This window comes from Acinetobacter sp. CIP 64.7 (genome assembly GCF_000369745.1).
Lineage (GTDB): Bacteria > Pseudomonadota > Gammaproteobacteria > Pseudomonadales > Moraxellaceae > Acinetobacter > Acinetobacter fasciculus.
On record NZ_KB850179.1, the window covers coordinates 188,088 to 210,904 of the forward strand.

The window sequence follows — 22,817 nt, forward strand, 5'->3', positions numbered from 1 at the left end:
GCTTCATTTTTTCTTGATCAGATATCTGTTGTACTTTAATAGGATTTTGCTGATCTAAATGCTTTTGATGCCAGGCACGAAGTGTTTCAGGAGTACAACCAATCTTAGGCGCAATTGCTGTGATTGCAGCCCAAGTAGAAGGATAATCTTTTTCAGATTCAATCAATAATTGAACCGCTCTTTCTCTGATTTCAGGGGTATATTTTAATTTTGTCATCGGGGTAGTCTCTCAGAATATTGACTCTCCGACAAACCCGGTACGGTTCATCTATCGGTATCCTGAATATATTAAGATTTGACTCTTTAGACTCCGCAGGGAATTTACCCAAACATCTAGAAAGTTTACTGGAGAAATCTAAGAGGTATGTGTTGCCTGAGAGGAGGGTTAGAAGTTGCCCACGAGTTGTGAAAGGAAAACCACAGAAATACCCAAGAAAATGCCAGTCAATTTCTTAACTGACTGGCATTACTCAAATGAGGGCTTTTTAATTTCATACTTTAACTGAGAAACCAGGTGTAATAACCCCAGATCATTAAAGGCCATGCTAGGAAAGGGCTAAACAACCATTTCCAGAACCAGTGGCGCGGCATAAAGCCAACACCATGGACAAAGCCTCCAGAAATACCAATCATGATATACATCATGGCACTATGGCTATATTCACCATTGGCATCCAGCATTGCGGAAGGATGAACCAATAACACGGCTGCGAGAGGAAAAGCCAGGAGGCAGGAAATCATCATCGCAAATTTGTTTGGTTTCTTGTCTACAACGGTTTTCTCAAGCGCAGCTTCTGTCATGTTTTATTCCTCATCCAGGTCTTGGTGTTGTTCCATGTAAATGGCAGCAATCACACTGGCAAAACATGCCATCAGTACACCCAGAATCCAGGCAAAATACCACATAGTTGTCTCTCCTTAAGACATAGCCTTAGTACAGGCTATGTGAATTATCTTCAATGTGTTTGTTGGTAATCACGCCCCACATCTTGTAATAACACCAAGTGGTATAGATCAGGATCAGTGGAACAAAGATACAGGCAGCAACGGTCATAACGGTTAAGGTATTTTTACTAGATACCGCATCCCACATGGTCAGACTTGCAACCGGGTTAATGCTTGAAGGCATCAGGAAAGGAAACAGGGCAAAACCGGCAGTCAGGATGGCACCGATGACAGCCAGAGATGAACCCAGGAAGCTCAGGCCTGCTTTGTTTTTACCTGCTGCCAAGACAATGATCAAGCCACCCAAAATGCCGGCAATAGGCGCTGCCATCGTGATTGGATAAGTCGAATAGTTGTTCATCCAGCCTGGATTAGCATTGGTCAATACTTCTTTTGCAAGCGGATTGGCAACACCATTGGTATCAAAAGGTGTAACCAAGGTATAGCCTTGAATACCACCAAAATACAACCATGCACCGGCTGCCAGAAAGGTAGCCAGATAAACCAGACCCATGATTTGCGTTGCTTTGGCAGAACGTTGGCGTAGGTCACCATCTGTACGCAGCATTAACCATGCACCACCATGTGCACACAGCATCGATAAACTGACCAGCCCACAGACAATTGCAAACGGATTCAGCAGGGCAAAGAAGCTACCAGTATAAGTAGAACGTACAGTTTCATCTAAAGTAAATGGTACACCGAGGAACATGTTGCCGAATGCCACACCGAAGACCAAGGCAGGCACTGCACCGCCAATGGCCAGACCCCAGTCCCATGAATTGCGCCATTTGGTATTTTCCAGTTTTGAGCGATAGTCAAAACCGACCGGACGTAAGAAAAGCGCAAACAGGACCAGTAGCAGGGCCCAGTACATGCCGGAGAAGGCAGTTGCATAGACCATTGGCCAGGCAGCGAACAAAGCACCGCCAGCAGTAATAAACCAGACCTGATTACCGTCCCAGTGCGGCGCAATGGTATTGATCGCTGCACGGCGTTCACTATCATTTTTGCCCACAAATGGCATGATCGCCATGGAGCCCATATCGAAGCCATCAGTGAGGGCAAAGCCAATCAGCAATACGCCGACCAGCACCCACCAAATGATTTTTAATAATTCATATTCGATCATGCTTGAGTCTCCCCATTTGCCTTCTCTGCAGCTGCAAGCTTTTCAAAATGGTATTTACCGGTATGCAGTGAGCTTGGGCCAAGACGTGAGAACTTGATCATCAGATACATCTCAATAATCAGTAACACGGTATAGAATGCTGCTAATGCAAGGATTGAACCCCATACATCACCTGTGCTTAAGCTTGATGCTGAAAGATGCGTCGGTAATACCTCACCAATGGTCCAAGGTTGACGACCTACTTCTGCCACATACCAGCCAGTTTGCGCAGCAACCCAAGGTAAAGGCAGTGCAAATAAAGCAAATTTCAATAACCATGGTTTGTTTTCAGCATTACGTTTTGCTACCGCAAAGGTTGCCAGTGCAAATAGAAGTAGCATAAAGAAGCCGGAAGCCACCATGGCACGGAAGGCCCAGAACAGGCTTGGTACGTGTGGAATGGTATCTTTAGCGGCTGCTTTGATTTGCTCTTCAGAGGCATCAACGACATTTGGCGTGTATTTTTTCAGAAGCAGACCGTAGCCTAAGTCTTTTTGGCTTTCTTCAAAAGCTGTTTTCAGTTCTGGAGACTGATCACCAGCACGTAATTTTTCCAGTTGTGAATAGGCCACCATACCATTACGGATACGCGCTTCGTGCTGAACCAGCAGGTCTTTAATACCCGTAACTTGTTCAGTCGTAGAGCGTGTAGCGATCAGACCCATTACATAAGGAATTTTCACTGCATAATCTGTAGTCATGGTTTCCTTATTCGGGATACCGAACAAAGTAAATGGCGCAGGTGCAGGGTGAGTATCCCATTCTGCTTCAATCGCTGCCAGTTTGGTTTTCTGTACATCGCCCAGCTCATACCCTGATTCATCACCTAGTAAAATCACTGAAAGTGTAGAAGCAAGCCCGAAGATGGCTGCAATGGCAAAAGAACGGCGTGCAAAAGGCAAGTCACGTTTTTTCAGCATGTAGTAACTTGAAATAGCCAGGACGAAGATGGCACCTGTGACATAACCGGCAGATACTGTATGCACAAATTTAACCTGAGCGACCGGGTTAAAGATCAATGCAGCAAAGTCCACCATTTCCATACGCATGGTTTCATAGTTAAATGCCGAACCGACCGGGTTTTGCATCCAGCCATTGGCGACCAGAATCCAGAGTGCGGACATGTTCGAGCCTAAAGCCACCAGCCAGGTCACTGCCAGATGTTGTACTTTGGACAGGCGATCCCAACCAAAGAAGAACAAGCCAATAAAGGTCGATTCAAGGAAGAAGGCCATCAAACCTTCAATCGCCAGCGGTGCACCGAAAATATCACCGACATAATGCGAGTAATACGCCCAGTTGGTTCCGAACTGGAACTCCATGGTCAGGCCGGTGGTTACCCCTAAGGCAAAGTTAATACCAAACAGTTTTCCCCAGAACTTGGTCATGTCTTTATAGATTTCTTTGCCGGAAATCACATAGGTGGTTTCCATAATGGCAAGCAAAAAAGCCAAGCCTAAAGTCAGTGGAACAAAAATAAAGTGATACATCGCGGTCATGGCGAACTGGAACCGCGAGAGATCGACCACGCTTTCAGAAATCATCAACGTGTCTCCTGGATTTGGGAAGGATTGCCGGCGATACGCTCGGCGACTTGGTTGTCAAAATTTTTAGGAATCGTAGGTGCATCAAACCAGATATTTTTAATGATCATCAGTAAAATAACCTTGATAATTAAAATGGCAGTTATTTCTCTAACTACTCTCTGGTTTAGATTTTTGGGAACTAAGCTCATTCGACTAAGCCTGTTATATGACTTGTTGTATATTATTAATCTATTGTAACGAAAAAATAAATAGACGATACAGTTTAAATAAGCATATATTTATAAAGTATTGAAAATAAATGAAATATAATTAAATTAAACAAAAAATATTCTAAATGTTTTTTTATTATTTTTTGTAAATTTTCAGATTTTAAATCCGACTAAAATGCTTATATTTATCTATTTAAATGTAAAATATTTTTATTCTGATTTGTGTGGTTTTATATTTTTTAATCTGATAGAAATGCTCGGTTTTAAAATATTAGGATAAATCTGCAAATTACTGGATAAATCAGTCAAACTGTTTAAGCCTAGTGTTAGAAAGGGTTGTATCTTGTGTATCGCAAGCTTTTTACTGTTTTATTTCAATAAAAATACGCAAAAAAAAGAACATGCATGAAGCATGTTCTTTTTAAGCTTTTGGAGGAGAGAGGAGCTTAGAAGTCGTAACGGAAGCCTAAAGAAAGAGCTGTTGCATTCTCATCTTTTACAGCACTTACAGTATTTGAACGACCTTCTTTCCAAGGTGCAAGATTAGCATTTTTGTCATTTAGCATAGTTGCTAAGTTCGCATAAACACGCACTGCTTTATCTAAACGATGCTCTACACCAACAGCAATTAAGCTTGAGTTTGCATCGTCAGCATCTACATCACGGTAGAAATACTCACCACGTAGCGCAGTTTTTGGCGTTAGTTTGTATTCACCAGCAATACCATAGACTTGAGCATCAAAATTGCTTAAAGCATCATTGTCATATTGAGCGATTTGATACATAGCCCCTAAGTTAAAATCAGGAGTGATTTTATATGCTGCTGCAATACGGAAAGCATCACGTTCAGCTTGAATTCCTGTTGCTGAAACATCTGTCGATGTATTTGCAGCATTATCTTCATATTTTTCATATGCTGCAGCAAAATCGATAGGACCTTCTTTGTATGTTAGTGCAAGATCATAAGCTTTATTATCATCTACACCTTCATTATTTCCATCTTTAGCAATATTCTTATTCTTGTGCATTGAAAGAGCTGCTAAAACGTTGAATCCACCACCAAATTTAGGTGATTTATATTCAATGGTATTTTCATTACGCTCGTCAAATTTCAAGTCACCAACACGTGTTACGTTACGTACGTCACCAACCATATCACCAAAGAAATTCACTGGGCCACGTGCAACTTTAAACGGGCTATCAAAACGACCTACACGTGCCTGACCAAAGTCACCTTTTAAACCAACAAAGGTATCGCGAGTTGCAAAATTAATACCTTTGTCATCTTTTTCGCCACTAGCGAAGTTAATTTCTTGTTCGATTTGACCAAAAACAGTCATGCCATTTTCTAATTGTTGTTCAGCTTTAAAGCCTAGGCGTGAAGAGTTTGAAGAAAGTCCAACTTCGTTATAATCCTGGCCATCATCCAGATAATCTAAAGATACATGTGCACGACCATACACTTTAACATCAGCAGCAGCTGCCATCACTGGTGTTAAAATTGTTGCCCCAACTGCCAATGCGCAAAGAGTTTTTTTCATGTGTAGCTCCAATAAGACTTGTTTGGTCCTAACAAGGGTGTTGTAGTAGCTTTGTTAAATTTTGCTACCGTCCTGTATTGGTGCTAAGTATCAATTACAAATAAGACAGTAAGATTAAGGAAATATTTCAAATATATTAAATGTTTCGTTTTGTAAAAATATGAACAGAGTGTGCTTTTGTTAAAAAAGTTTTTATTAATCAGGTTATTGTATTGTTATATTTTAAAGGTTTCATAAAAAATTAATAATTGTTCATTTTGAGCTGGTAGAAAAAATGGAGCCGAAGCTCCATTTTTTAAATATTGGCAAATAACTTAAAACGCAGCTTTAATTTTCTCTGCCAGCGCTTTAATTTTTTCCTGGTCGCCCATCTGTGCAGCATGTTTGCCCAGATTATGCAAAGAGGTAGGAACCAGATGGAAATGTACGTGTGGAACGGTTTGTCCTGCTGCGGCACCTGATAATTGCATCAGTACGATACCCTCTACCCCTAAACCTTTTTCAATGGCTTTGGCAACTTTCTGTACGATCTGAATCGTATACGCTGCAGCTTCAGGTGGTAGATCCAGTAAAGTGATCGCCGGTGTTTTCGGAACAACCAGGGTATGACCTTCTGCCTGAGGCATGATGTCCATAAATGCAAGAACCTGGTCATCTTCATACACTTTTATCGCAGGAAGTTCACCGCGTAGAATTCGTGCAAAAATATTCTGATCATCATAAGTCATAAGTACATTCCTTGAGCGTCATTAAACTGAATTATTTACAGTTCAATTCTTTCTGACGATCTTTGATCGCGTCAAGACGTTGTTGCTCTTTTTCCGAGAATTTTGGCTTGGTTGTATAGCAATTGTCATTACCAAACTTGGCTTTTGCTTCAGGATCTTTGAAACAGAAACCTTTAGACGCATAAATCACGTCATGATCATTTTTCAATTTTTTGCACTCTTGTTCAGATGCAAGAACCGATGTTGAAGCCCCGAACAAAGTTGCAAAGCCAATCACTGCTGCAACAAAAAATTTTTTCATGAGAGTTTCCTCTGGGTTAACCACTATATGTGCCTGCCTATATAGTCACAATATGAGGTTTCGTTATCATTATTCAATGGCGAGATATTACTCGATGGTAATATTACTCCATGATTCATACATTTTCACAGCACTGGAAAAATCACTGTTTTTATCCGACAGGTCGCTGGCTGCCTGAATCAGATTCTGGGTTAAAGATAACACAGGTGCAGAAAGTTTGGCTTCACGCGCAAGGTCGATTGCGATACCTGTATCTTTGGCCAAGAGTGGCAGGGCAAAGGTTACAGGAAAACTGCGGTTTAAAATACGCTGTGGCAATACGGTTTCAGTCACCATGCTTTTACCACTTGAAGCATTAATACAATCCAGTGCTTCATGCAGGTTTACCCCATGCGCTTTCAAGGTAGTAAAGCCCTCAGCAACGGCACACAGGTTTACAGCCATTAACATATTATTTACGGCCTTCACTGCAAAACCTGCGCCAGATTCACCGACATGCTTGATCAGCTTGCCAAATGCCTGCATTGCAGGAAGGGCTTTTTCATAGCCCTCTGCATTACCACCCACCATCACGGTTAAAGTGCCATTTTCAGCACCAACGGTTTGGCCACTGACCGGTGCATCCAGAAAGATTACCCCATGTTCAGCCAGTTGTGCTGCCAGTTTTTGGGCAGAATCTGGTACACCACTGGTGCAGTCGACCCAGACTGAACCGGATTTAAGCGGTAAATTTTCCAGAAGTTGTTCTACATCAGCGCTGGTGGGCAGGCAAGAAAAAATCACATCTGCCTGTACGGCCTGTTCCAGTGTGACGGCTTGGGTGCCATATTCGGCAGCATGCTCTTCAGCCTTGTTAAAGCTGCGGTTCCAGACATAGACCGTATCAAAATGCTTGGGCAAATGTGCAGCCATACGAAAACCCATTGCACCTAAGCCGATAAATGCCACTGACTGAATCATGCTATACCCTCTGAATATGTTTAAATCTATTGATAATTTTTAATATTTTTCTGGTGCGAGAAATCTGCTTTAAGCATCAAGCCGTGTAGAGCGCTGCACCAGCCAGGTCGTCATTTTGGGCCAGAATGTATTTGCCGTTTTCTGGTTCGACATTAGTCCAAGATGGCCACCCGGTATAAGAGTAAACGTCTTATCTTGGCTACTTGTCAATTCCATCAAAGGCTTAGCTGACTGTTCTGTGACAATTTGATCGGTTTGACCTGCACCCACCAAGAGAGAACAGCTAATATTTTTAAGATCAACGACACGACCATCTAAAGTGATAGAACCCTGTTTTAAAGGATTTTGCAGCCACAAGTGCAGCACCATGTCCTGATTAATCCCGCCTGGATAATCAATCATCTTATTCAGGAAATTCCCCATAGTGGCATGTTCATAGACATCTTCGACATGGTCCAGATTCAGCAAAAACTGCTTCTGGCTTTTAAGCCAGCCGATCGGGTCAAGTAACTTGAAGCCCAGAGCATTTACAATTCCCGGCGTATGAATATATTGCTTCGGGATCAGTCCTTGATGAATGGCCTGTTGCAGATTTTTATTTTTAGAAATCAGCTTATTGGTCGTAGAAAATAGTTTGCCGACACGTCCTGACGCATAACTGTCGATAGGGCTGCCCACCACGATCAGATTCTTGACATGTTCAGGTGAATGCAGGGCGGTATAGAGCGTGACAAATACACCAGCCATACTCCAGCCATGCAGGGAAATGAACTGACTGCCCGAATGCTTGCAGATGGTTTCAATAGATTGAGGAATGGCTGTATCAATAAAAGATAAAAAGTTCAGGTGGCGGTGCTTAAAGTTAAAACGTTTCCATTCCACCAGATAGACATCAAAACCGCTATGCTGAAAATGCTTGACCAGAGAGCGATAAGGATACAGATCATAGATATCCATATTAATCGCCAAGGGTGCGATGAAGACCAGAGGCTCCTTATATTTTTTCTCAGGTGAAGCGTAATAGCGAATCTTGCAAAACTCGGTGCCGGCAATATATTCAAAAGGGGTTTTTTGCGACAGGATCAGTGAGGAGGCATTAAACATCCGGGTGCTGAGGTGTTTCAATTTTTTTTGCTGGCGCTGAAAGTTTTGTTTTAACTGAATCATGTAAATAAAATATCCGTATCCGCGGGAGGATTGATCGAAGTCTAAGCAATAATCGCTTATTATGCCTTGACCTGAAATAGCTTAGGCGCTCAAAATGTTGGCAAATTTTTACAAAAGGCAGCCTTAGGGCTGAGGTAAAGCGATGAGCCAGCAAGACGATATTTCTTACCAATTAGAAACTTTAGCCATTCGTACCGGTCATACCCGCACTTTTGAAGGTGAGCATGGCGAACCGATTTTTCTAACATCGTCCTTTGTTTATGAAAATGCGGCAGAAGCCGCAGCTAAATTCTCAGGCCAGGAACCGGGCAATATCTATTCTCGCTTTACCAATCCGACCGTTGCCATGTTTGAAAAGCGTCTGGCTGCACTTGAAGGTGCAGAGCGCGCCGTCGCCACCAGTTCGGGTATGGCAGCCATTATGGCAGTGATGATGGCTTTTTTAAAAGCGGGCGATCATGTGATCTGTTCACGTGCAGTCTTCGGTTCTACGGTTTCCATGTTTGAAAAATATGTCGCAAAATTTGGCGTTAGTGTTGATTTTGTCGATCTAACCGATCTTGATGCATGGAAAAATGCCATTAAACCTGAAACCAAAATTCTCTTTGTTGAATCTCCATCGAATCCTTTAGCAGAAGTAGCCGATATACAGGGACTCGCCGATATTGCGCATGCCAATAATGCTTTACTGGCGATTGATAACAGCTTCTGTACACCGGTGTTACAACAACCACTCAAATTTGGTGCAGATCTGGTGGTGTATTCTGCGACTAAATATCTCGATGGCCAAGGCCGTGCGCTAGGTGGTGCTGTCGTAGGTAATCACAAGTTACTAGAAGAAATCTTCGGTTATGTGCGTACCACCGGCCCGTCAATGAGCCCATTCAATGCCTGGGTTTTCCTGAAAGGCTTGGAGACACTACGTTTGCGTATGCGTGAACATTCAGCAAGTGCTCAACAACTGGCTGAATTTTTGAATCAGCATCCAAAAGTAGAAAAAGTATATTATGCGGGCCTGCCTGAGCATGTCGGTCATGAACTGGCAGCAAAACAGCAGAGCGGTTTTGGCGGTATTGTGTCTTTTGAAGTGAAAGGTGGCCGTGAGGAAGCATGGACTGTCATCGACAATACCCAGTTTATCTCGATTACCGGTAATCTGGGCGATGTGAAATCGACCATTACCCATCCGGCAACCACGACACACGGTAAATTGTCGCCTGAAGCCAAAGAAGCTGCCGGTATTCGCGAAGGTTTGATTCGCGTATCTGTTGGTTTGGAAGAGATTGGTGATATTATCCAGGATATTCGTCGCGGTTTAGACCTGATTTAATTTTATAAATTTATGTTCGGAGATATTTATGAACATTAACATGTTGATGCAGCAAGCTCAGCGCATGCAGAAAGAAGTTGAAAACAACGTAAAAAAAGCCAAAGAAGAGCTTGCACAAACTGAAGTGCATGCCGAGGCGGGCGGTGGTCTTGTTAAAGTGACCATGACTTGCCGTAACGTGGTGAAACGTATTGAAATCAACCCTGAGTTGCTTCAGGATGATCCAGACATGATTGAAGACCTGATTGCAGCGGCAATGAATGATGCTGCACGTCAGGCAGAAGTAGTATCTGACGAAAGAATGAAAGCAGCAAACTCAGGTATGGGTTTACCGCCTGGTCTTGCAGGTATGTTCTAAGGAAGAATGCGCAATGTTTAGTGATCGTTTTGATCAACTCGTTCAAGCATTACGCATTTTGCCAAGCGTTGGGCCAAAATCGGCTCAACGTATGGCATTGCATATGATCATGAAAAATCGTGAAGGTGCTATTGGTCTGGCGCATGCGCTGACTGAGGCAACCAATCACATTCATGAATGTTCAGTCTGCCATTCTCTGACCGAAGATGAAGTCTGCAATATCTGTACTTCGCTGGATCGTGATGATGAGCTGCTCTGTGTAGTGGAATCACCTGCAGATGTCATGGCGATTGAGCAAAGTGGCAGCTTCAGAGGTAAATATCATGTATTGGGTGGTCATTTATCGCCACTCGATGGTATTGGACCGGAAGAAATCGGTATTCCGTACTTGTTACATCGTTTGGCCAATGGTCAGGTGAAAGAAGTGATTCTGGCAACCAATGCCACGGTAGAAGGACAAGCCACGGCACATTATCTGGTTGAGGCCAGCAAGCATTTACCGATCCACATGACCCGAATTGCCCAAGGCGTACCACAAGGCGGAGAACTAGAATATGTCGATAGTCATACCTTGAGTCAGGCCGTGCATAACCGGATGCGCATGAAGTAAGTTCAGCTTAAATATCTTGTTAGTTTTAATATAAAAAAGATATTAATTAGATTATAAACCTTGATAAATGACCACCATTTTTTAGGAAATAGGACAGAATTGGCGTTATTTTTTATACAAAAATTCTATAGATCAGTTAATATGGATCTATCGAGAATCTAATCTTAGACTCAGTTCTATGTTTCAATTTATTCAACATCAACACGACTTAACTCATGTACTGAAGCTGATGGATCAGAATTCAGTTTATGGGCTGGATACCGAGTTTATCAAGGTGGATACCTTATGGCCTAAGCTGGGTGTTTTTCAGATTAACGTAGACAGCAAGGTCTATTTGTTGGATGGAACCACGCTGGATCTGACTGAGTTCCTCAATAAAATTTTTAACGCGCAGCAGAATATTTTTCATGCCTGTAGTGAAGATATCGACCTGATCTATCACTATACCCAGAAGAAATCGCTGAGTAATGTGTTTGATACCCAGGTCGGCATGTCATTTTTGGGGCATGGTCTGCAAGTCAGCTATCAAAATGCGCTGAAGCAGATGCTGGAAGTTGATATCGAAAAAGACCAGACCCGTTCTGACTGGCTGGCGCGTCCACTCAGTTCCGAACAGTTGCTGTATGCTGCCAATGATGTGCATTATCTGGTGCAACTGTCAGAAAAAATCAAACAGGATCTGGATTCGAAAGATCTTCTGGATTTTGCTTTGCAAGATTGCCGTTTTCTGACTCAGGAAATTGGCGAAGATACTCCAACCGCCTTGTTGTATCAGGATGTCGGCAATTACCGGCATTCACGCCGTCAGCTGATGCAATTGCAGCAATTAATGGTCTGGCGTGATCAGATTGCCAAAGCACTAAATCAGCCACGCAGTTTCATTTTAAAAAATGCCAGCATGATTGATCTGGTGGAAAAATTCCCGCGCAATAATTTCCAGCTGAGTCATGTGAAAGACATTCGTTCGAATGTGGTTCGTGAGCATGGCAAAACCATTTTAGATTTACTGAAATTCCTGCCGGAGCCGGCAAATTGGCCTTTACGTCTGGCACGTCCAATTCGCCATTCTTCCAAAGATATTGGCGAAAAAATTGATTCAATTATTCAGAACGTGGTCAATGAAACCTCGATTCCGAAAGAAGTCCTGATGCGCAAGAAATGGCTGAATGCCTTGTATCAGCATGTAGTCTTTCATAAGGACGAGCAGGATCTGCCGGATTATCTACTCGGTTGGCGCTATGAGTTATTAACTCAGCCACTGATTCAGGTATTGCATCAGGATGAATCTTATCTGTCTACCCAGATGAAAGTCAGCGAGTGATTAGCTACAGGAATGGTTAAAGAAAAAGCAATTATACAAAATCACGACTGATGCATGAGATGTGGCTAATGTTTCTGTCTTTTTTTTGATGTATCCTTGCGGTTGTTTTTCCAGAAAAGTCGTTTGAAATATGCAAGTGTCTATCTACAAATCCAGCAAAAAAAGTGAAATGTATCTGTATGTGGCGCGTCCTGCGAATGAAAGCGAAGCTGAAACATTCGAACCTTTAAGCGTATTGACTGAAGCAGTACAGGCAGCATTTGGACGTGCGACTTTTGTCATGCATCTTGAATTAAGCGAATCACGTAAACTGGCACGTGCCAATGTCTTGCATGTCATGGATTCTATTGAAACTCGCGGTTTCTTCCTGCAAATGCCGCCAGAAGGCTTGATTGATCCAAACGCTGTAGCACCAGAAGGCTTGCGTGGTGCTTAATGTTGATTCAGGAGTTGTGAAATGAATGGTTATGTGGCTGTATTAGACTCAATTCCTGAACAGAGCATTGCCGTTGCAGTTTATCTGCTTGGCAGCCTGATTGCTTTATGGTGCTGGTATGGTGTAACCAAGCGTCTGCCTAAACCCATGGGCGGTTTTTTGTGGATTGTAGCCTTTGCCATTCTGCTGACACCGACGGTATCCGAGGGGGCGAATGCGTCCATTGCACCTGCGATTTTCGGTCTGTTATTTGGGGTGTTGACCAAAGAGCAATCCCTAGTTTGGATTAATGCGTCACTTATTTTATTTGTCATTGGGATTGGATCTGTGATTGGCTATTGCTGGTCGACTTATGTGTCGAACAAAAGCAATATTCGTGTTCACGAGAAAAGTTCACCGCTGTAAGTAAAAAATAAGGTTCAATCATGTCTGCTGATATTCAACAATTTTCAGGTACCGATCAGTACATCGCGACTGACAGTTTAAAGCTTGCGGTGAAAGCTGCACGCAGTTTGCAAAAACCATTGCTGGTCAAAGGTGAGCCGGGTACAGGTAAAACTTTACTGGCCGAGCAAGTCGCAGAAAGTCTGGGTTTGAAGCTGATCACCTGGCACATCAAGTCCACCACCAAAGCGCAACAAGGTCTGTATGAATACGATGCTGTATCGCGCCTGCGTGACAGTCAACTTGGTGATGACCGTGTCTATGACATCAAGAATTACATCAAGCCGGGGAAACTGTGGGAAGCATTTACCAGTGAAGAGCGCTGTGTCCTGCTGATTGATGAAATTGACAAGGCAGACATCGAGTTTCCAAATGACTTGCTGCATGAACTTGATAAAATGTCGTTCTATGTGTACGAGACTGGCGAAACCATTACCGCAACCCAGCGTCCGATCGTGATCATTACCTCGAATAACGAAAAAGAATTGCCGGATGCTTTTTTACGCCGTTGTTTCTTCCACTATATCGAATTCCCGGATGAAGCCACCATGCGTGAAATCATCGATGTGCATTTTGAGAATATCTCTGCAACATTGGTGAATGAAGCCTTGCAGGTATTCTTCAAACTACGCCAGATTCCGGGTTTGAAAAAACCACCTTCAACTTCTGAACTGATCGACTGGCTCAGACTGCTCATGGCTGACGACATGCCGGAAGATATTCTGCGCAATACCGACAAATCCAAATCGATTCCACCCTTATACGGCGCATTGATTAAAAACGAGCAGGATGTGCAGTTACTTGAACGTCTAGCCTTTATGTCACGTCGTTAAGGGAGAAACACGCATGTTTGTGCGACTGTTTTATACCTTACGCAAATACGGCGTGCCGGTATCGACCCGCGAATTGATTGACCTGAATCAGGCGGTTGCTGCAGGACTGGTCTTTGCCGATCAGGACGAATTCTATCAGCTCGCCAAAACCGTGATGGTCAAGGACGAGCGTTATTTTGATAAGTTCGACCGCGCCATGAAAGACTATTTTGATGGTATTCAAACCTTCGATATTGATGAACTTCTCAATCAGATGCATAAACTGCCTAAAGACTGGTTTGATCTGGAGCTTCTCGAAAAACATCTAACCCCGGAGCAGCGCAAAGAGCTGAAAAAAGCCGGATCGCTGGAAGAACTGATGAAAATGCTGGAAGAGCGTCTGCGCGAACAGCATAAAAAACATCAGGGCGGTAACAAGATGATTGGTACCGGTGGCACTTCACCTTTTGGTGCCTATGGCGATCATCCTGAAGGTGTGCGTATTGGCGGACCGGGGCGTAAGCGTTCTGCGGTGAAAGTCTGGGAACAGCGTCAATACCGCAATCTGGACGATGAGCAGATTCTGGGAAGTCGCCAGATGCAGATGGCATTGCGCCGTCTACGAAAATTTGCCCGTCAGGGTGCAGCAGAAGAGCTGGATATTGACGGGACGATTCGTGAAACGGCCAAGCAGGGTATTCTGGATGTACAACTGGTGCCCGAGCGTCGTAATCGTATCAAAGTACTGATGCTATTTGATGTTGGCGGTTCGATGGATGCGCATATTGCCCAGTGTGAAAAGCTATTCAGTGCTGCGAAAACCGAATTCAAAACCCTGGAATATTTTTATTTCCATAACTGTCTGTACGACTATGTATGGAAAGACAATGTCCGTCGTTCCAGTTCACGTATGAATACCTGGGATTTGTTCAATACCTATGGCCGCGATTATCGCGTGATTGTGGTCGGCGATGCCAGTATGGCACCGTATGAGCTGAATTCTGTCGGTGGTTCGGTTGAATATATGAATGATGAGACGGGACAGGTCTGGTTACAGCGCCTGCGTCAGCATTTTGATAAAACCGCCTGGCTGAATCCGGAAGAAGAAAAATACTGGCATTACACCCATACCATTGGTCTGATCCAGCAAATATTTGAAAATCATATGTTTCCAATGACGCTGAAAGGCATTGAAGACATGACTAAATATCTGGCGCGTTAATTCCATTTATCTATAAGTGACTTTAGTTAGAGTTATTAGTGATTTAAAACAAATTATTCTAACCTGAGTTCGATGAAATATTTTAGCTTTTTAGCAAGTTTTGGAAAGTTGGCTTATTTGGATTTAAGCAATAAGCCACTATAGCAGCCATAATATTCACCATAAAGTTATTCACCGAACGATGACGTGAATGGTCAATTTGATGTAAGTTTTTTAACTGATCATTCACTGTTTCGATCAATCCTCTTCTGCAAAGCAATTGTTTTTCTTCTTCAGTTTGGATGGGTTTATTTTTCATATTCTTGCGTGACGGGGTTAATAGTCTGAGCCCCCTTGCTGCTAAAGCTTCAGTTTTTGCTTTACTCAGATAGCCTTTATCGCCCAGTAAAATACCTTTTAACTCTTGGGTTAAAGATTCAAGTACAGCAACATCATGAACACTTCCCGATGTAATCTTGAGATTAATAATTTCACCCAAGTTGTTGATAACAATATGGACTTTAAATCCATAAAACCAACCTGTGCTACTTTTACCACGACCAGCTAAGCCTTTAAATACACGATGTCTTTTAATTCTAAGATTATGGCAAACGACCAATTTAGTCGAATCAATAATACAAATTCCGGTATCTTCTCCTTTAACTTGATGGAAGAAACTACTCAAAGCTTGCAAACAACGCGGCATAATTTCAATAAAACGATTGTAACTAAGAAGCTTGGGAAAAGCTGATTTCCAAAATGGGATGATCATATGACAATAAAAATATTTGAAAAATCTAAACCCGGATTTATGAAATAAAATGACAATGGTCATGACTTCAGACAAGCTTAAAGCTGACTTTTTCATTGTTGTTTTTTGATCAGAAATTAGAGCTTTCTCTAAAGATTCATTAAACTTTTTGCAGAAATCATCCAAGATACAAAATAATTCGGTAATATAGTCCATGAAAAAGCCTTGCTCTGAAATGTTTTGTCTTCGTAACCAAGATATTACAGATGCTAAGGCTTTTTTTTATTTATTTTTTATGTCGAACTCAGGTTATTCTAGTATAAAGTCACTCATTATCTCTTATTTAAAATCTCGGGCATGATTATGACTCATCAAATTAATGGTATTGCCTTACCCAATGAAGAGGGTTTTTTTGGTCAATATGGCGGTCAGTTTATTCCACCCGATCTGAAACAGGCCATGGATGATATTAATGTGGCCTATCAGGAAATTCGTCAGACTGAAGAATTTCAGAATGAACTGAAAGACCTGTTTGCTCATTATGTTGGTCGTCCAAGTCCACTATTTCATGCCAAACGCCTTTCTGAACAGCTCGGTGGAGCACAGATTTATTTAAAACGTGAAGATCTGAACCATACCGGCGCGCACAAGATTAATCACTGTCTGGGTGAAGCTTTACTAGCTAAATATATGGGTAAAACCAAAGTCATTGCAGAAACCGGTGCTGGTCAACATGGTGTTGCATTGGCAACCGCGTGTGCTCTTGTTGGTATTCCGTGTGAAATTCATATGGGCCAAGTGGATATCGAAAAAGAACATCCAAATGTCGTGAAAATGAAGATTCTGGGTGCCAAGCTGATTTCTGTGACTCGCGGTACAGCCACACTCAAAGATGCAGTTGACAGTGCTTTTGAAGAATATTTAAAAGACCCGAAAAACTACATCTATGCCATTGGTTCGGTGGTTGGACCGCACCCATTCCCGATGATGGTGCGTGATTTTCAGTCCATTATTGGCGATGAAATTAAAGTTCAGGCCAATGAACGTTTCGGTGCAAATCCTGATTATATCGTTGCTTGTGTGGGTGGTGGTTCTAATGCAGTGGGCGCATTCACTGCATTTTTAAATGAACCAGATGTGAAACTGGTAGGTGTTGAGCCGGCAGGTCATGGTCTGGATACTGACAAGCACTCAGCAACATTAACTTTAGGTAAGCCGAGCCAGTTACATGGTATGGCCTGTTATGTACTAGAAGATGAGCAGGGTGAACCTTTGCCAGTGCATTCAATTGCTTCTGGTCTGGATTATCCGGGTGTGGGACCACAGCATAGTTTGTTGAAAGATTTAGGCCGGGTTGAGTACACCACTGCGACCGATCAGGAGTGTCTAGATGCATTTATGACCTTATCACGTGTAGAAGGTATTGTACCTGCACTAGAAAGTTCGCATGCGGTGGCTTGGGCCATTCGTGAAGCAGGGAAACTGCCAAAAGATACCAGAATTGTGGTGAACTTATCGGGTCGTGGTGATAAAGACTCAGATTACGTCGCAGAAAAATTAGGTCTAAACTGATTTTATTCAGAATGTTCATATAAAAAAATCCCGATACACGTACCGGGATTTTTTATGCATCAGATATAAAACTTTATCTTGGTGTCACTTAAGTGATCTTCAAATGCCTTAGAGAAAGCTAGATGATGTTTTAACCTGAGATATATTGCTGTAACTGTTCAATCAATTTACGTTGGTCATCCATGGCGGCCTTGACCAAATCCCCAATTGAAATCAGACCGATCAGTTTTTCATGTTCGACCACGGGTAAGTGGCGTAGGTGGCGTTCAGTCATCAGAGATAAACAGTCTTCTACGCTAGTAGCTGTATTTACGGTAATCACTTTAGAGGTCATGATCTCATTAACAGTGGTGTCGAATGAGGTTCTTTGCATCAGCGCGATTTTACGAGTGTAATCCCGCTCTGACAAAATCCCCACCACGTTGTCTTCATGGGTTACCACAAGCGCCCCGATTCCTTTATCCGCCATCAAGGTGATGGCCTCTAAAACGGTAGAATCTGGACGGATGGTATAAATAGCTTGATGCATTTTTTCACTGAGCACCTGTGCCACATTGGTCATGCTTAATCATCCTTATTGGTCAATTTATTATTAATCCTAGAGTATGTATTCAACCTGAACATCTCTAAGTGTTTAGGTTTTAGTCTTTATAAATAGCATGTTATTTAAGCAATGTGCAGTCTTTGTTGCGAAAAAAACAGATGACGCATCTGTGCAGCAGTCAGTTTGAGTTTGGTTCCATTGGTGTTGAACAGCGCTGGCGTAACATTCAGTCGCGACAGGGTCGGCAATAACGCATTTTCAAAATCTTCAGAATTGATTTTACGTGGAATGTAATCCGGCCAATGTTGCTGGGCATAATTTTTAGCATCCAGCGGATTGAGCCAGAATGGAAAGATACAATCTTCCTGGTCACGCATCATCGCCCAGCCTTGGTGATATGCGCCCCATAGCTCGCCACAATTCATCAAAGATTTAAGCATCGTGATCTTTAACAGAAAGTTTTTGCAGATCGGATCAATTTGAATAATTTTTCGTGGTTTCATTAGAATAAAGTGCTATTGGAGTTCAGGCTCTATTCTAGGAACTTTATATGAAATTACTGTTTCAGCTTTGCAAGGATTCGTAAGAAAATATGTATTGATTGCTATTTATTGAAAAAAGGGCTGAAAAAAACGCCACCTAGGTGACGTTTCTTTATGCTTGCATGGTGGCCATGTTTTGCCAGTACTGGGCTTTGAGTGAATCTCGTTCTACACGGAAACCTTGATAATAAAGTTCTGCTAAAAAGAGCGCTGCTTTACCATGGCCTGCACGAGCGGCTTCTTCAAGCTGTTTTACCGCATCAGCAAAGTTCATTTGCGATTGAATGGTATTCACGGCATCTGCGTACAGATGTTCCAGATCGTGTTGAGAGAGTTGTTGTATCATATAAAAACTCCTTAATTTTAATTATGATTACAGGATAGACTATTTAGTCTAAATACAAATATAAATTAGTATTGTTAAACTAATATTACAAAATAATGGAAAAGTCAACTATTCGATTTTATTTGTTTACTTCAGTTATAGTTTAACTGATTAAACTATACACAACTATAAATATTATTAAGCTACATTGTAAATGGATAGCAAACAATAAGGAGAAGGCCATGATGACAAGAACTTTAGATGGTGTGAAATTTGATATGCCTCCGACTGCAGGTCAAATTATGGAACTTGCCGATTTGCATCGTAAAAAACTCGATCAAGCTATATTCAGTAAATATACCCATCTAGGCGATTATGGGCTGGCACAACGTAAAGAAGTCTACGACTTTACCCGGGCGCTGGACGAAAACCAGCGTGAGCAGTTTTATAAACTCTATAATGGTGAGCTGGTTCGCATTGCAGATGAGGATCGCTTACATCCGCCTGAAGCAGAAGCCGGTTTAAGTAAATTTGCAATTGCACTGGTATTACTTGTTGTTGCATTGGTGCTGTATTCAACAATTATTACTAGAATAATGAATTAATGCCCAAAATAGCAGGATTCAGCTCTTGTGAATATTCAGTGCGCTGACTTGAACTTATGTAACTGCGACCATACACTACCTCTAACCTGAGGTAGTGTATGTCTATAGATACAGAAAAACTAAGCCAATTTTTCAGCAGAATCAAACTGGAACAGATTTATAACAGTGTGGTTATTTTTATTATTGCGGTCATTCTACTTTTAGCCGCATTTGCTTTATATCGTCCGCTTAGCCTTTCCCAAGTCACCCAGATTCAACAACTGTCTAAACAGCAAAACCTGCCCCAAACCCAAGATATGGCACTCGCCTTGTTAGGGCAGCAGCATATCCGTCGTGGGCAGTACCTTAAATTGATGCAGGCTTATCAGCAGGAATCGCTTCGGGCACGTCAGCTTCCGCCGCTCTCTGTGGAGATGCCTTAGGCATAGGATTTGTTGGTAAGTAATAATTGGCATCCATTAAATTCTGTTCCAAACGCATTTTCAAAGCATTTTGATCCAGTTCTTTATTGACAACGACCAGGGTTAAGCGATCAGGATGAAAATGCTTGCGCACTGCATTTTGTACATCTGCCGCTGTGATTTTAGCCAAGCGTTCTGGATAACTGGATAAATAATCAGTTTGCTCACTATAAAAACCTATATTGCCTAGCTGGGCATTAATGGTGGCATTACTGCTGTAATTATTAGGAAAAGCACGTAACATGCCTGCTTTGGTTTCTTCCAGACGCTGAGTATCAATAGGTTGACTGACAAAGTTGATAAATGCTTGATGTGCGACCTGAATGCTATCTAGCAGTTGATCCTGACGCGTGGAATACTTAAAGCTGAATACGCCCGGTGCCTGACTAAAGCTCAACGAACTATAAGCGCCATAAGTAAAACCACGTTTCACCCGCAGTTCCTGCATCAATACCGCATTAAATCCGCTACCGCCAAACATGCGATTGGCGACCTCTAAAGCCAGTTTATCTTCAGTAAAGCGAGTTGGGCCTAAATGCCCAAAGGTGACATGCGCCTGAGACGAGTTATAGGGTAGATGTACCACTTCAAAACCAGATTGAGTTTCAGGTTGTGGCAATCGCACTGCTTTTTGCCCTTGGGGTAAATTACCGGCAATGCGTTCAGACAGTTCCAGTGCCTGTTTCGGGCTGAGTTTTCCAGTAATGGAAATATTCATATTTTGCGCCACCAAAAACTGATCACGAAATTTTTTCAATAATTCTGCGTTAATTTTCTTGGTACTGCCTTGGGTACCAGTGATTGGTTCTGCATAAGGGTGTTGACCATATAGGGCACGATAAAAACGGATATCCATGAGTCGGCTTGGATTTTCCTGCAGCTGTTTTTGTCCCACTTGGGTATTGCTTAAAGCCAGATTAATGCTGGATGGTTTAAATGATGCATTCTTGAGAACCTCCATCAGCATGCCCAATGCGGGTTCCAGTTTTTCCGGGTCTGAAAGCGTACGCAGACGAACCACAAACATATCCCGATAGGCTTGTACGCTGAATTGTGCTCCGGTTTGGTCAAAAACTTCCGCCACCTGATTGGCGCTATATTTGTCGGTTCCTTCACGCATCAACTTGGCTGCCATATTGGATAGACCATATAGGCCTTTGGCAATTTCCTGATCACGGGCCGAACCGGCATTAAAGGTCAGCTGGATATCTACCATGGGAAGATCTTGCGTTTCAACAAACAGCGTGCGTACTTTGTAGCGATTGTTTAGATCATGAATATAAGGCGCCTGAAAATCCCGTTGCTGATTAATATTTTTTAAGCTTTGCAGCAAAGGGATAGACTGTAACTGACTTGGATTATCATTTTGGTTAGGCTGGGGATCCAGATAGTTTTCTGCATGGGTAGCCGAGCTAAGACTTAAAATTGAAATAAGCAAAAATGAACGAAGTTGAAGCATTATAATCCCCGTTGCTGGGTGTTTTGTTCAGGAGAGAGATAAAGCGTGCTGAGATTTTCACGTACAAAATAGGCGTTTGCGACACGCTGGATATCCTGAACGCTGACACTTTCAAAGTGTTTCGGTAATTCATCCATCAGGCGATAACTCAAGCCATTGACCTCTAGATTTCCAATCATTTTGGCTTGTCCGGCAATATCATCCTGGCTATAGATCAAATTGGAAATAAAGCGGGTACTGATACGATCCACTTCCTGTTGGGTCATCGCTGTAGTTTTAAGTAAATCCACTTCATCCTGAATTGCTTGTTGTGCTTCTTGCAAAGAGATGCCCGGCGCAGGTAAGGCAGAAATACCAAACAGGCTGTCGCCGCGATTATAGGGATCATAAGAAACGCTGACAGAGGTCAGAATTTTACGATCACGTACCAATCGGTCTTGCAGGCGCGAAGAAATGCCACTGTCCAAAAGACTGCGAATAATGGTCAAGGCATAAGCATCTTGGGGGTTTTTGGCAGTGCCAAGGGATTTTACATTCCAGGTCATGTACAGATTGGGCACCTGAACATTGCTATTGATCTCCATATGGCGATAACCCAAACGCTCAAACTCCAGTACATCATTGCGTGCTGGGGTTGGACGCGCGGGAATGTCAGCAAAATATTTTTGTACCTGAGCCAAAGCAGCTTCAGATTCTACATTTCCAACAATCACCAGAATGGCATTATTCGGACTGTACCAGTCCCGATACCATTTTTTGACATCATTCAACTGAATATTATTCAGAGTTTTCATGTGTCCAATCACCGGCTGGCGATAATGACTGGTCGGATAACTGATCCATTTAAACCGTTCAAAGGCTTGCGCCCGCGGATTGTCGTCGGTGCGTTGGCGCCGTTCTTCCATGACGACTTTAATTTCTGGCTCGAAGTCCTGCTGTCGAAGCAGTAAATTACTCATCCGATCAGACTCAAGTTCCAGCGCCATAGGAAAATAGGCTTTAGGATAGAGCTGATAATAATTGGTGTAATTGGTAAAGGTAGCTGCATTGATACTGCCGCCATAAATCCGGCTAAGACGGGTAAATTCATCATTCGGTACTTTATGGGTGCCTTTGAACATCATATGTTCAAGCGCATGTGATACCCCCAGAATATTTCCAGATTCATCGCTGCTGCCGACTTTGTACCAGATTTGTGTCATTACCATGGGCGCACGATGGTCTTCCCGAATAATGACTTTTAAACCATTACTTAACGTGGTTTCAAAAGTAGTCCGTGACAATTCGCTTCGGGTTTGTGCCTGAACCGAGCTAAAACTCAGGCTAAGCAAGACTGCTGCACCGAGTGGATAAAGCATCTGTTTGATCATTTGCGAGAAAGAGGAGATAGTCAAAAAGGTGATGAACACTAGATCTCCTGAAATAGGCAGTTGTATTTAGAGTTATTTTTAATAAATGTGTGCTTGAAAGCAACCGA

27 protein-coding genes and 2 pseudogenes are annotated in these 22,817 nt (G+C 42.5%); 12 read left to right on the forward strand and 17 right to left on the reverse strand.

Annotated elements, in window-relative coordinates; translation table 11 throughout:
* Positions 1-217: pseudogene (locus tag F890_RS07285) on the reverse strand (IS3 family transposase); the annotation flags it as partial.
* A 47-nt stretch (positions 218-264) separates the two neighbouring features.
* Between F890_RS07285 and F890_RS19330 the strand changes: the two are divergent.
* Positions 265-456: pseudogene (locus tag F890_RS19330) on the forward strand (DDE transposase); the annotation flags it as partial.
* Between the two features lie 42 nt (positions 457-498).
* Here F890_RS19330 and F890_RS07290 read toward each other — a convergent pair.
* The 10 genes from F890_RS07290 to F890_RS07335 form a co-directional block, all read right to left on the reverse strand.
* Positions 499-801: a cyd operon YbgE family protein gene (locus F890_RS07290; RefSeq protein ID WP_004278714.1), complete on the reverse strand. Its 303-nt coding sequence runs from the start codon at positions 799-801 to the stop codon at positions 499-501.
* Between the two features lie 3 nt (positions 802-804).
* Complete coding sequence (gene cydX / locus F890_RS18115) at positions 805-906, reverse strand: cytochrome bd-I oxidase subunit CydX (protein WP_004278713.1); 102 nt, start codon at positions 904-906, stop codon at positions 805-807.
* A 25-nt stretch (positions 907-931) separates the two neighbouring features.
* Entirely contained in the window at positions 932-2,077 is a 1,146-nt protein-coding gene (gene cydB / locus F890_RS07300) for a cytochrome d ubiquinol oxidase subunit II (protein ID WP_004731264.1), read from the reverse strand.
* Entirely contained in the window at positions 2,074-3,660 is a 1,587-nt protein-coding gene (locus F890_RS07305; RefSeq protein WP_005266228.1) for a cytochrome ubiquinol oxidase subunit I, read from the reverse strand. Before F890_RS07305 ends, cydB begins: the two co-directional genes overlap by 4 nt.
* Positions 3,660-3,851: a cytochrome oxidase putative small subunit CydP gene (gene cydP / locus F890_RS07310; RefSeq protein ID WP_004645265.1), complete on the reverse strand. Its 192-nt coding sequence runs from the start codon at positions 3,849-3,851 to the stop codon at positions 3,660-3,662. The genes F890_RS07305 and cydP overlap by 1 nt, the downstream gene beginning before the upstream one ends.
* A 467-nt stretch (positions 3,852-4,318) precedes the next feature.
* Positions 4,319-5,413, reverse strand: coding sequence for a porin (locus tag F890_RS07315; RefSeq protein ID WP_005266229.1), 1,095 nt, complete (start codon positions 5,411-5,413; stop codon positions 4,319-4,321).
* A gap of 314 nt (positions 5,414-5,727) precedes the next feature.
* Positions 5,728-6,141 (reverse strand): HIT family protein, encoded by a 414-nt coding sequence (locus F890_RS07320; protein ID WP_005266230.1) that lies wholly within the window; start codon positions 6,139-6,141, stop codon positions 5,728-5,730.
* A 31-nt stretch (positions 6,142-6,172) separates the two neighbouring features.
* Entirely contained in the window at positions 6,173-6,442 is a 270-nt protein-coding gene (locus tag F890_RS07325) for a YARHG domain-containing protein (RefSeq protein WP_005266231.1), read from the reverse strand.
* An 87-nt stretch (positions 6,443-6,529) separates the two neighbouring features.
* Entirely contained in the window at positions 6,530-7,402 is an 873-nt protein-coding gene (locus F890_RS07330; RefSeq protein WP_005266232.1) for an NAD(P)-dependent oxidoreductase, read from the reverse strand.
* A 69-nt stretch (positions 7,403-7,471) separates the two neighbouring features.
* Positions 7,472-8,569 (reverse strand): alpha/beta fold hydrolase, encoded by a 1,098-nt coding sequence (locus F890_RS07335; RefSeq protein ID WP_005266234.1) that lies wholly within the window; start codon positions 8,567-8,569, stop codon positions 7,472-7,474.
* Positions 8,570-8,711: 142 nt separating this feature from the next.
* On the opposite strand from F890_RS07335, the gene F890_RS07340 reads away from it, so the two are divergent.
* The 8 genes from F890_RS07340 to F890_RS07375 all read left to right on the forward strand — a co-directional run bounded on the left by F890_RS07340 (position 8,712) and on the right by F890_RS07375 (position 15,102).
* The gene (locus F890_RS07340) at positions 8,712-9,899 is read left to right on the forward strand and encodes an O-succinylhomoserine sulfhydrylase (protein ID WP_005266235.1); all 1,188 of its coding nucleotides are present in this window, start codon (positions 8,712-8,714) and stop codon (positions 9,897-9,899) included.
* Positions 9,900-9,927: 28 nt separating this feature from the next.
* Complete coding sequence (locus tag F890_RS07345; RefSeq protein ID WP_004278699.1) at positions 9,928-10,257, forward strand: YbaB/EbfC family nucleoid-associated protein; 330 nt, start codon at positions 9,928-9,930, stop codon at positions 10,255-10,257.
* 13 nt (positions 10,258-10,270) lie between these two features.
* Positions 10,271-10,867: a recombination mediator RecR gene (recR, locus tag F890_RS07350; RefSeq protein ID WP_005266236.1), complete on the forward strand. Its 597-nt coding sequence runs from the start codon at positions 10,271-10,273 to the stop codon at positions 10,865-10,867.
* A gap of 178 nt (positions 10,868-11,045) precedes the next feature.
* Positions 11,046-12,188, forward strand: a complete 1,143-nt coding sequence (locus F890_RS07355; RefSeq protein ID WP_005266237.1) for a ribonuclease D — start codon at positions 11,046-11,048, stop codon at positions 12,186-12,188.
* Positions 12,189-12,318: 130 nt separating this feature from the next.
* Complete coding sequence (locus tag F890_RS07360) at positions 12,319-12,624, forward strand: YcgL domain-containing protein (protein ID WP_004278695.1); 306 nt, start codon at positions 12,319-12,321, stop codon at positions 12,622-12,624.
* A 21-nt stretch (positions 12,625-12,645) separates the two neighbouring features.
* Positions 12,646-13,029 (forward strand): hypothetical protein, encoded by a 384-nt coding sequence (locus F890_RS07365; protein ID WP_005106668.1) that lies wholly within the window; start codon positions 12,646-12,648, stop codon positions 13,027-13,029.
* A 20-nt stretch (positions 13,030-13,049) separates the two neighbouring features.
* Complete coding sequence (locus F890_RS07370) at positions 13,050-13,901, forward strand: AAA family ATPase (RefSeq protein ID WP_005266238.1); 852 nt, start codon at positions 13,050-13,052, stop codon at positions 13,899-13,901.
* A 13-nt stretch (positions 13,902-13,914) separates the two neighbouring features.
* On the forward strand, positions 13,915-15,102 hold the full coding sequence (locus F890_RS07375; RefSeq protein ID WP_005266239.1) for a vWA domain-containing protein: 1,188 nt from the start codon (positions 13,915-13,917) through the stop codon (positions 15,100-15,102).
* Positions 15,103-15,184: 82 nt separating this feature from the next.
* Here the strand turns inward: F890_RS07375 and F890_RS07380 are convergent, their stop codons facing one another.
* Positions 15,185-16,048, reverse strand: coding sequence for an IS982 family transposase (locus tag F890_RS07380; RefSeq protein ID WP_004729973.1), 864 nt, complete (start codon positions 16,046-16,048; stop codon positions 15,185-15,187).
* Between the two features lie 147 nt (positions 16,049-16,195).
* On the opposite strand from F890_RS07380, the gene trpB reads away from it, so the two are divergent.
* Entirely contained in the window at positions 16,196-17,404 is a 1,209-nt protein-coding gene (gene trpB / locus F890_RS07385) for a tryptophan synthase subunit beta (protein ID WP_017397736.1), read from the forward strand.
* A gap of 130 nt (positions 17,405-17,534) precedes the next feature.
* On the opposite strand, the gene F890_RS07390 is transcribed toward trpB, so the two are convergent.
* The 3 genes from F890_RS07390 to F890_RS07400 all read right to left on the reverse strand — a co-directional run bounded on the left by F890_RS07390 (position 17,535) and on the right by F890_RS07400 (position 18,836).
* Complete coding sequence (locus tag F890_RS07390) at positions 17,535-17,966, reverse strand: CBS domain-containing protein (protein ID WP_004278688.1); 432 nt, start codon at positions 17,964-17,966, stop codon at positions 17,535-17,537.
* Positions 17,967-18,070: 104 nt separating this feature from the next.
* Positions 18,071-18,451, reverse strand: coding sequence for a DUF2750 domain-containing protein (locus tag F890_RS07395; RefSeq protein ID WP_004278687.1), 381 nt, complete (start codon positions 18,449-18,451; stop codon positions 18,071-18,073).
* A gap of 151 nt (positions 18,452-18,602) precedes the next feature.
* Positions 18,603-18,836 carry an SEL1-like repeat protein gene (locus F890_RS07400; RefSeq protein WP_004278686.1) on the reverse strand — a complete coding sequence of 78 codons (234 nt, stop codon included), beginning with the start codon at positions 18,834-18,836 and terminating at the stop codon, positions 18,603-18,605.
* 224 nt (positions 18,837-19,060) lie between these two features.
* On the opposite strand from F890_RS07400, the gene F890_RS07405 reads away from it, so the two are divergent.
* The gene (locus F890_RS07405) at positions 19,061-19,420 is read left to right on the forward strand and encodes a hypothetical protein (protein WP_004278683.1); all 360 of its coding nucleotides are present in this window, start codon (positions 19,061-19,063) and stop codon (positions 19,418-19,420) included.
* Between the two features lie 98 nt (positions 19,421-19,518).
* Positions 19,519-19,842: a hypothetical protein gene (locus F890_RS07410; protein WP_005266242.1), complete on the forward strand. Its 324-nt coding sequence runs from the start codon at positions 19,519-19,521 to the stop codon at positions 19,840-19,842.
* Here F890_RS07410 and F890_RS07415 read toward each other — a convergent pair.
* Positions 19,766-21,340: a M16 family metallopeptidase gene (locus F890_RS07415; RefSeq protein ID WP_005266244.1), complete on the reverse strand. Its 1,575-nt coding sequence runs from the start codon at positions 21,338-21,340 to the stop codon at positions 19,766-19,768. The two genes, F890_RS07410 and F890_RS07415, sit on opposite strands and share 77 nt — an antisense overlap.
* Entirely contained in the window at positions 21,340-22,749 is a 1,410-nt protein-coding gene (locus F890_RS07420) for a M16 family metallopeptidase (RefSeq protein ID WP_005266246.1), read from the reverse strand. Before F890_RS07420 ends, F890_RS07415 begins: the two co-directional genes overlap by 1 nt.
* Positions 22,750-22,817: the final 68 nt, after the last annotated feature.

Excerpts from the sequence above, each read along its gene's own strand:
- F890_RS07290 (WP_004278714.1), bottom strand. The coding sequence starts at position 801 with ATGACAGAAGCTGCGCTTGAGAAAACCGTTGTAGACAAGAAACCAAAC.
- cydX (WP_004278713.1), bottom strand. The coding sequence starts at position 906 with ATGTGGTATTTTGCCTGGATTCTGGGTGTACTGATGGCATGTTTTGCC.
- cydB (WP_004731264.1), bottom strand. The coding sequence starts at position 2,077 with ATGATCGAATATGAATTATTAAAAATCATTTGGTGGGTGCTGGTCGGC.
- F890_RS07305 (WP_005266228.1), bottom strand. The coding sequence starts at position 3,660 with ATGATTTCTGAAAGCGTGGTCGATCTCTCGCGGTTCCAGTTCGCCATG.
- cydP (WP_004645265.1), bottom strand. The coding sequence starts at position 3,851 with ATGAGCTTAGTTCCCAAAAATCTAAACCAGAGAGTAGTTAGAGAAATA.
- F890_RS07315 (WP_005266229.1), bottom strand. The coding sequence starts at position 5,413 with ATGAAAAAAACTCTTTGCGCATTGGCAGTTGGGGCAACAATTTTAACA.
- F890_RS07320 (WP_005266230.1), bottom strand. The coding sequence starts at position 6,141 with ATGACTTATGATGATCAGAATATTTTTGCACGAATTCTACGCGGTGAA.
- F890_RS07325 (WP_005266231.1), bottom strand. The coding sequence starts at position 6,442 with ATGAAAAAATTTTTTGTTGCAGCAGTGATTGGCTTTGCAACTTTGTTC.
- F890_RS07330 (WP_005266232.1), bottom strand. The coding sequence starts at position 7,402 with ATGATTCAGTCAGTGGCATTTATCGGCTTAGGTGCAATGGGTTTTCGT.
- F890_RS07335 (WP_005266234.1), bottom strand. The coding sequence starts at position 8,569 with ATGATTCAGTTAAAACAAAACTTTCAGCGCCAGCAAAAAAAATTGAAA.
- F890_RS07340 (WP_005266235.1), top strand. The coding sequence starts at position 8,712 with ATGAGCCAGCAAGACGATATTTCTTACCAATTAGAAACTTTAGCCATT.
- F890_RS07345 (WP_004278699.1), top strand. The coding sequence starts at position 9,928 with ATGAACATTAACATGTTGATGCAGCAAGCTCAGCGCATGCAGAAAGAA.
- recR (WP_005266236.1), top strand. The coding sequence starts at position 10,271 with ATGTTTAGTGATCGTTTTGATCAACTCGTTCAAGCATTACGCATTTTG.
- F890_RS07355 (WP_005266237.1), top strand. The coding sequence starts at position 11,046 with ATGTTTCAATTTATTCAACATCAACACGACTTAACTCATGTACTGAAG.
- F890_RS07360 (WP_004278695.1), top strand. The coding sequence starts at position 12,319 with ATGCAAGTGTCTATCTACAAATCCAGCAAAAAAAGTGAAATGTATCTG.
- F890_RS07365 (WP_005106668.1), top strand. The coding sequence starts at position 12,646 with ATGAATGGTTATGTGGCTGTATTAGACTCAATTCCTGAACAGAGCATT.
- F890_RS07370 (WP_005266238.1), top strand. The coding sequence starts at position 13,050 with ATGTCTGCTGATATTCAACAATTTTCAGGTACCGATCAGTACATCGCG.
- F890_RS07375 (WP_005266239.1), top strand. The coding sequence starts at position 13,915 with ATGTTTGTGCGACTGTTTTATACCTTACGCAAATACGGCGTGCCGGTA.
- F890_RS07380 (WP_004729973.1), bottom strand. The coding sequence starts at position 16,048 with ATGGACTATATTACCGAATTATTTTGTATCTTGGATGATTTCTGCAAA.
- trpB (WP_017397736.1), top strand. The coding sequence starts at position 16,196 with ATGACTCATCAAATTAATGGTATTGCCTTACCCAATGAAGAGGGTTTT.
- F890_RS07390 (WP_004278688.1), bottom strand. The coding sequence starts at position 17,966 with ATGACCAATGTGGCACAGGTGCTCAGTGAAAAAATGCATCAAGCTATT.
- F890_RS07395 (WP_004278687.1), bottom strand. The coding sequence starts at position 18,451 with ATGAAACCACGAAAAATTATTCAAATTGATCCGATCTGCAAAAACTTT.
- F890_RS07400 (WP_004278686.1), bottom strand. The coding sequence starts at position 18,836 with ATGATACAACAACTCTCTCAACACGATCTGGAACATCTGTACGCAGAT.
- F890_RS07405 (WP_004278683.1), top strand. The coding sequence starts at position 19,061 with ATGACAAGAACTTTAGATGGTGTGAAATTTGATATGCCTCCGACTGCA.
- F890_RS07410 (WP_005266242.1), top strand. The coding sequence starts at position 19,519 with ATGTCTATAGATACAGAAAAACTAAGCCAATTTTTCAGCAGAATCAAA.
- F890_RS07415 (WP_005266244.1), bottom strand. The coding sequence starts at position 21,340 with ATGCTTCAACTTCGTTCATTTTTGCTTATTTCAATTTTAAGTCTTAGC.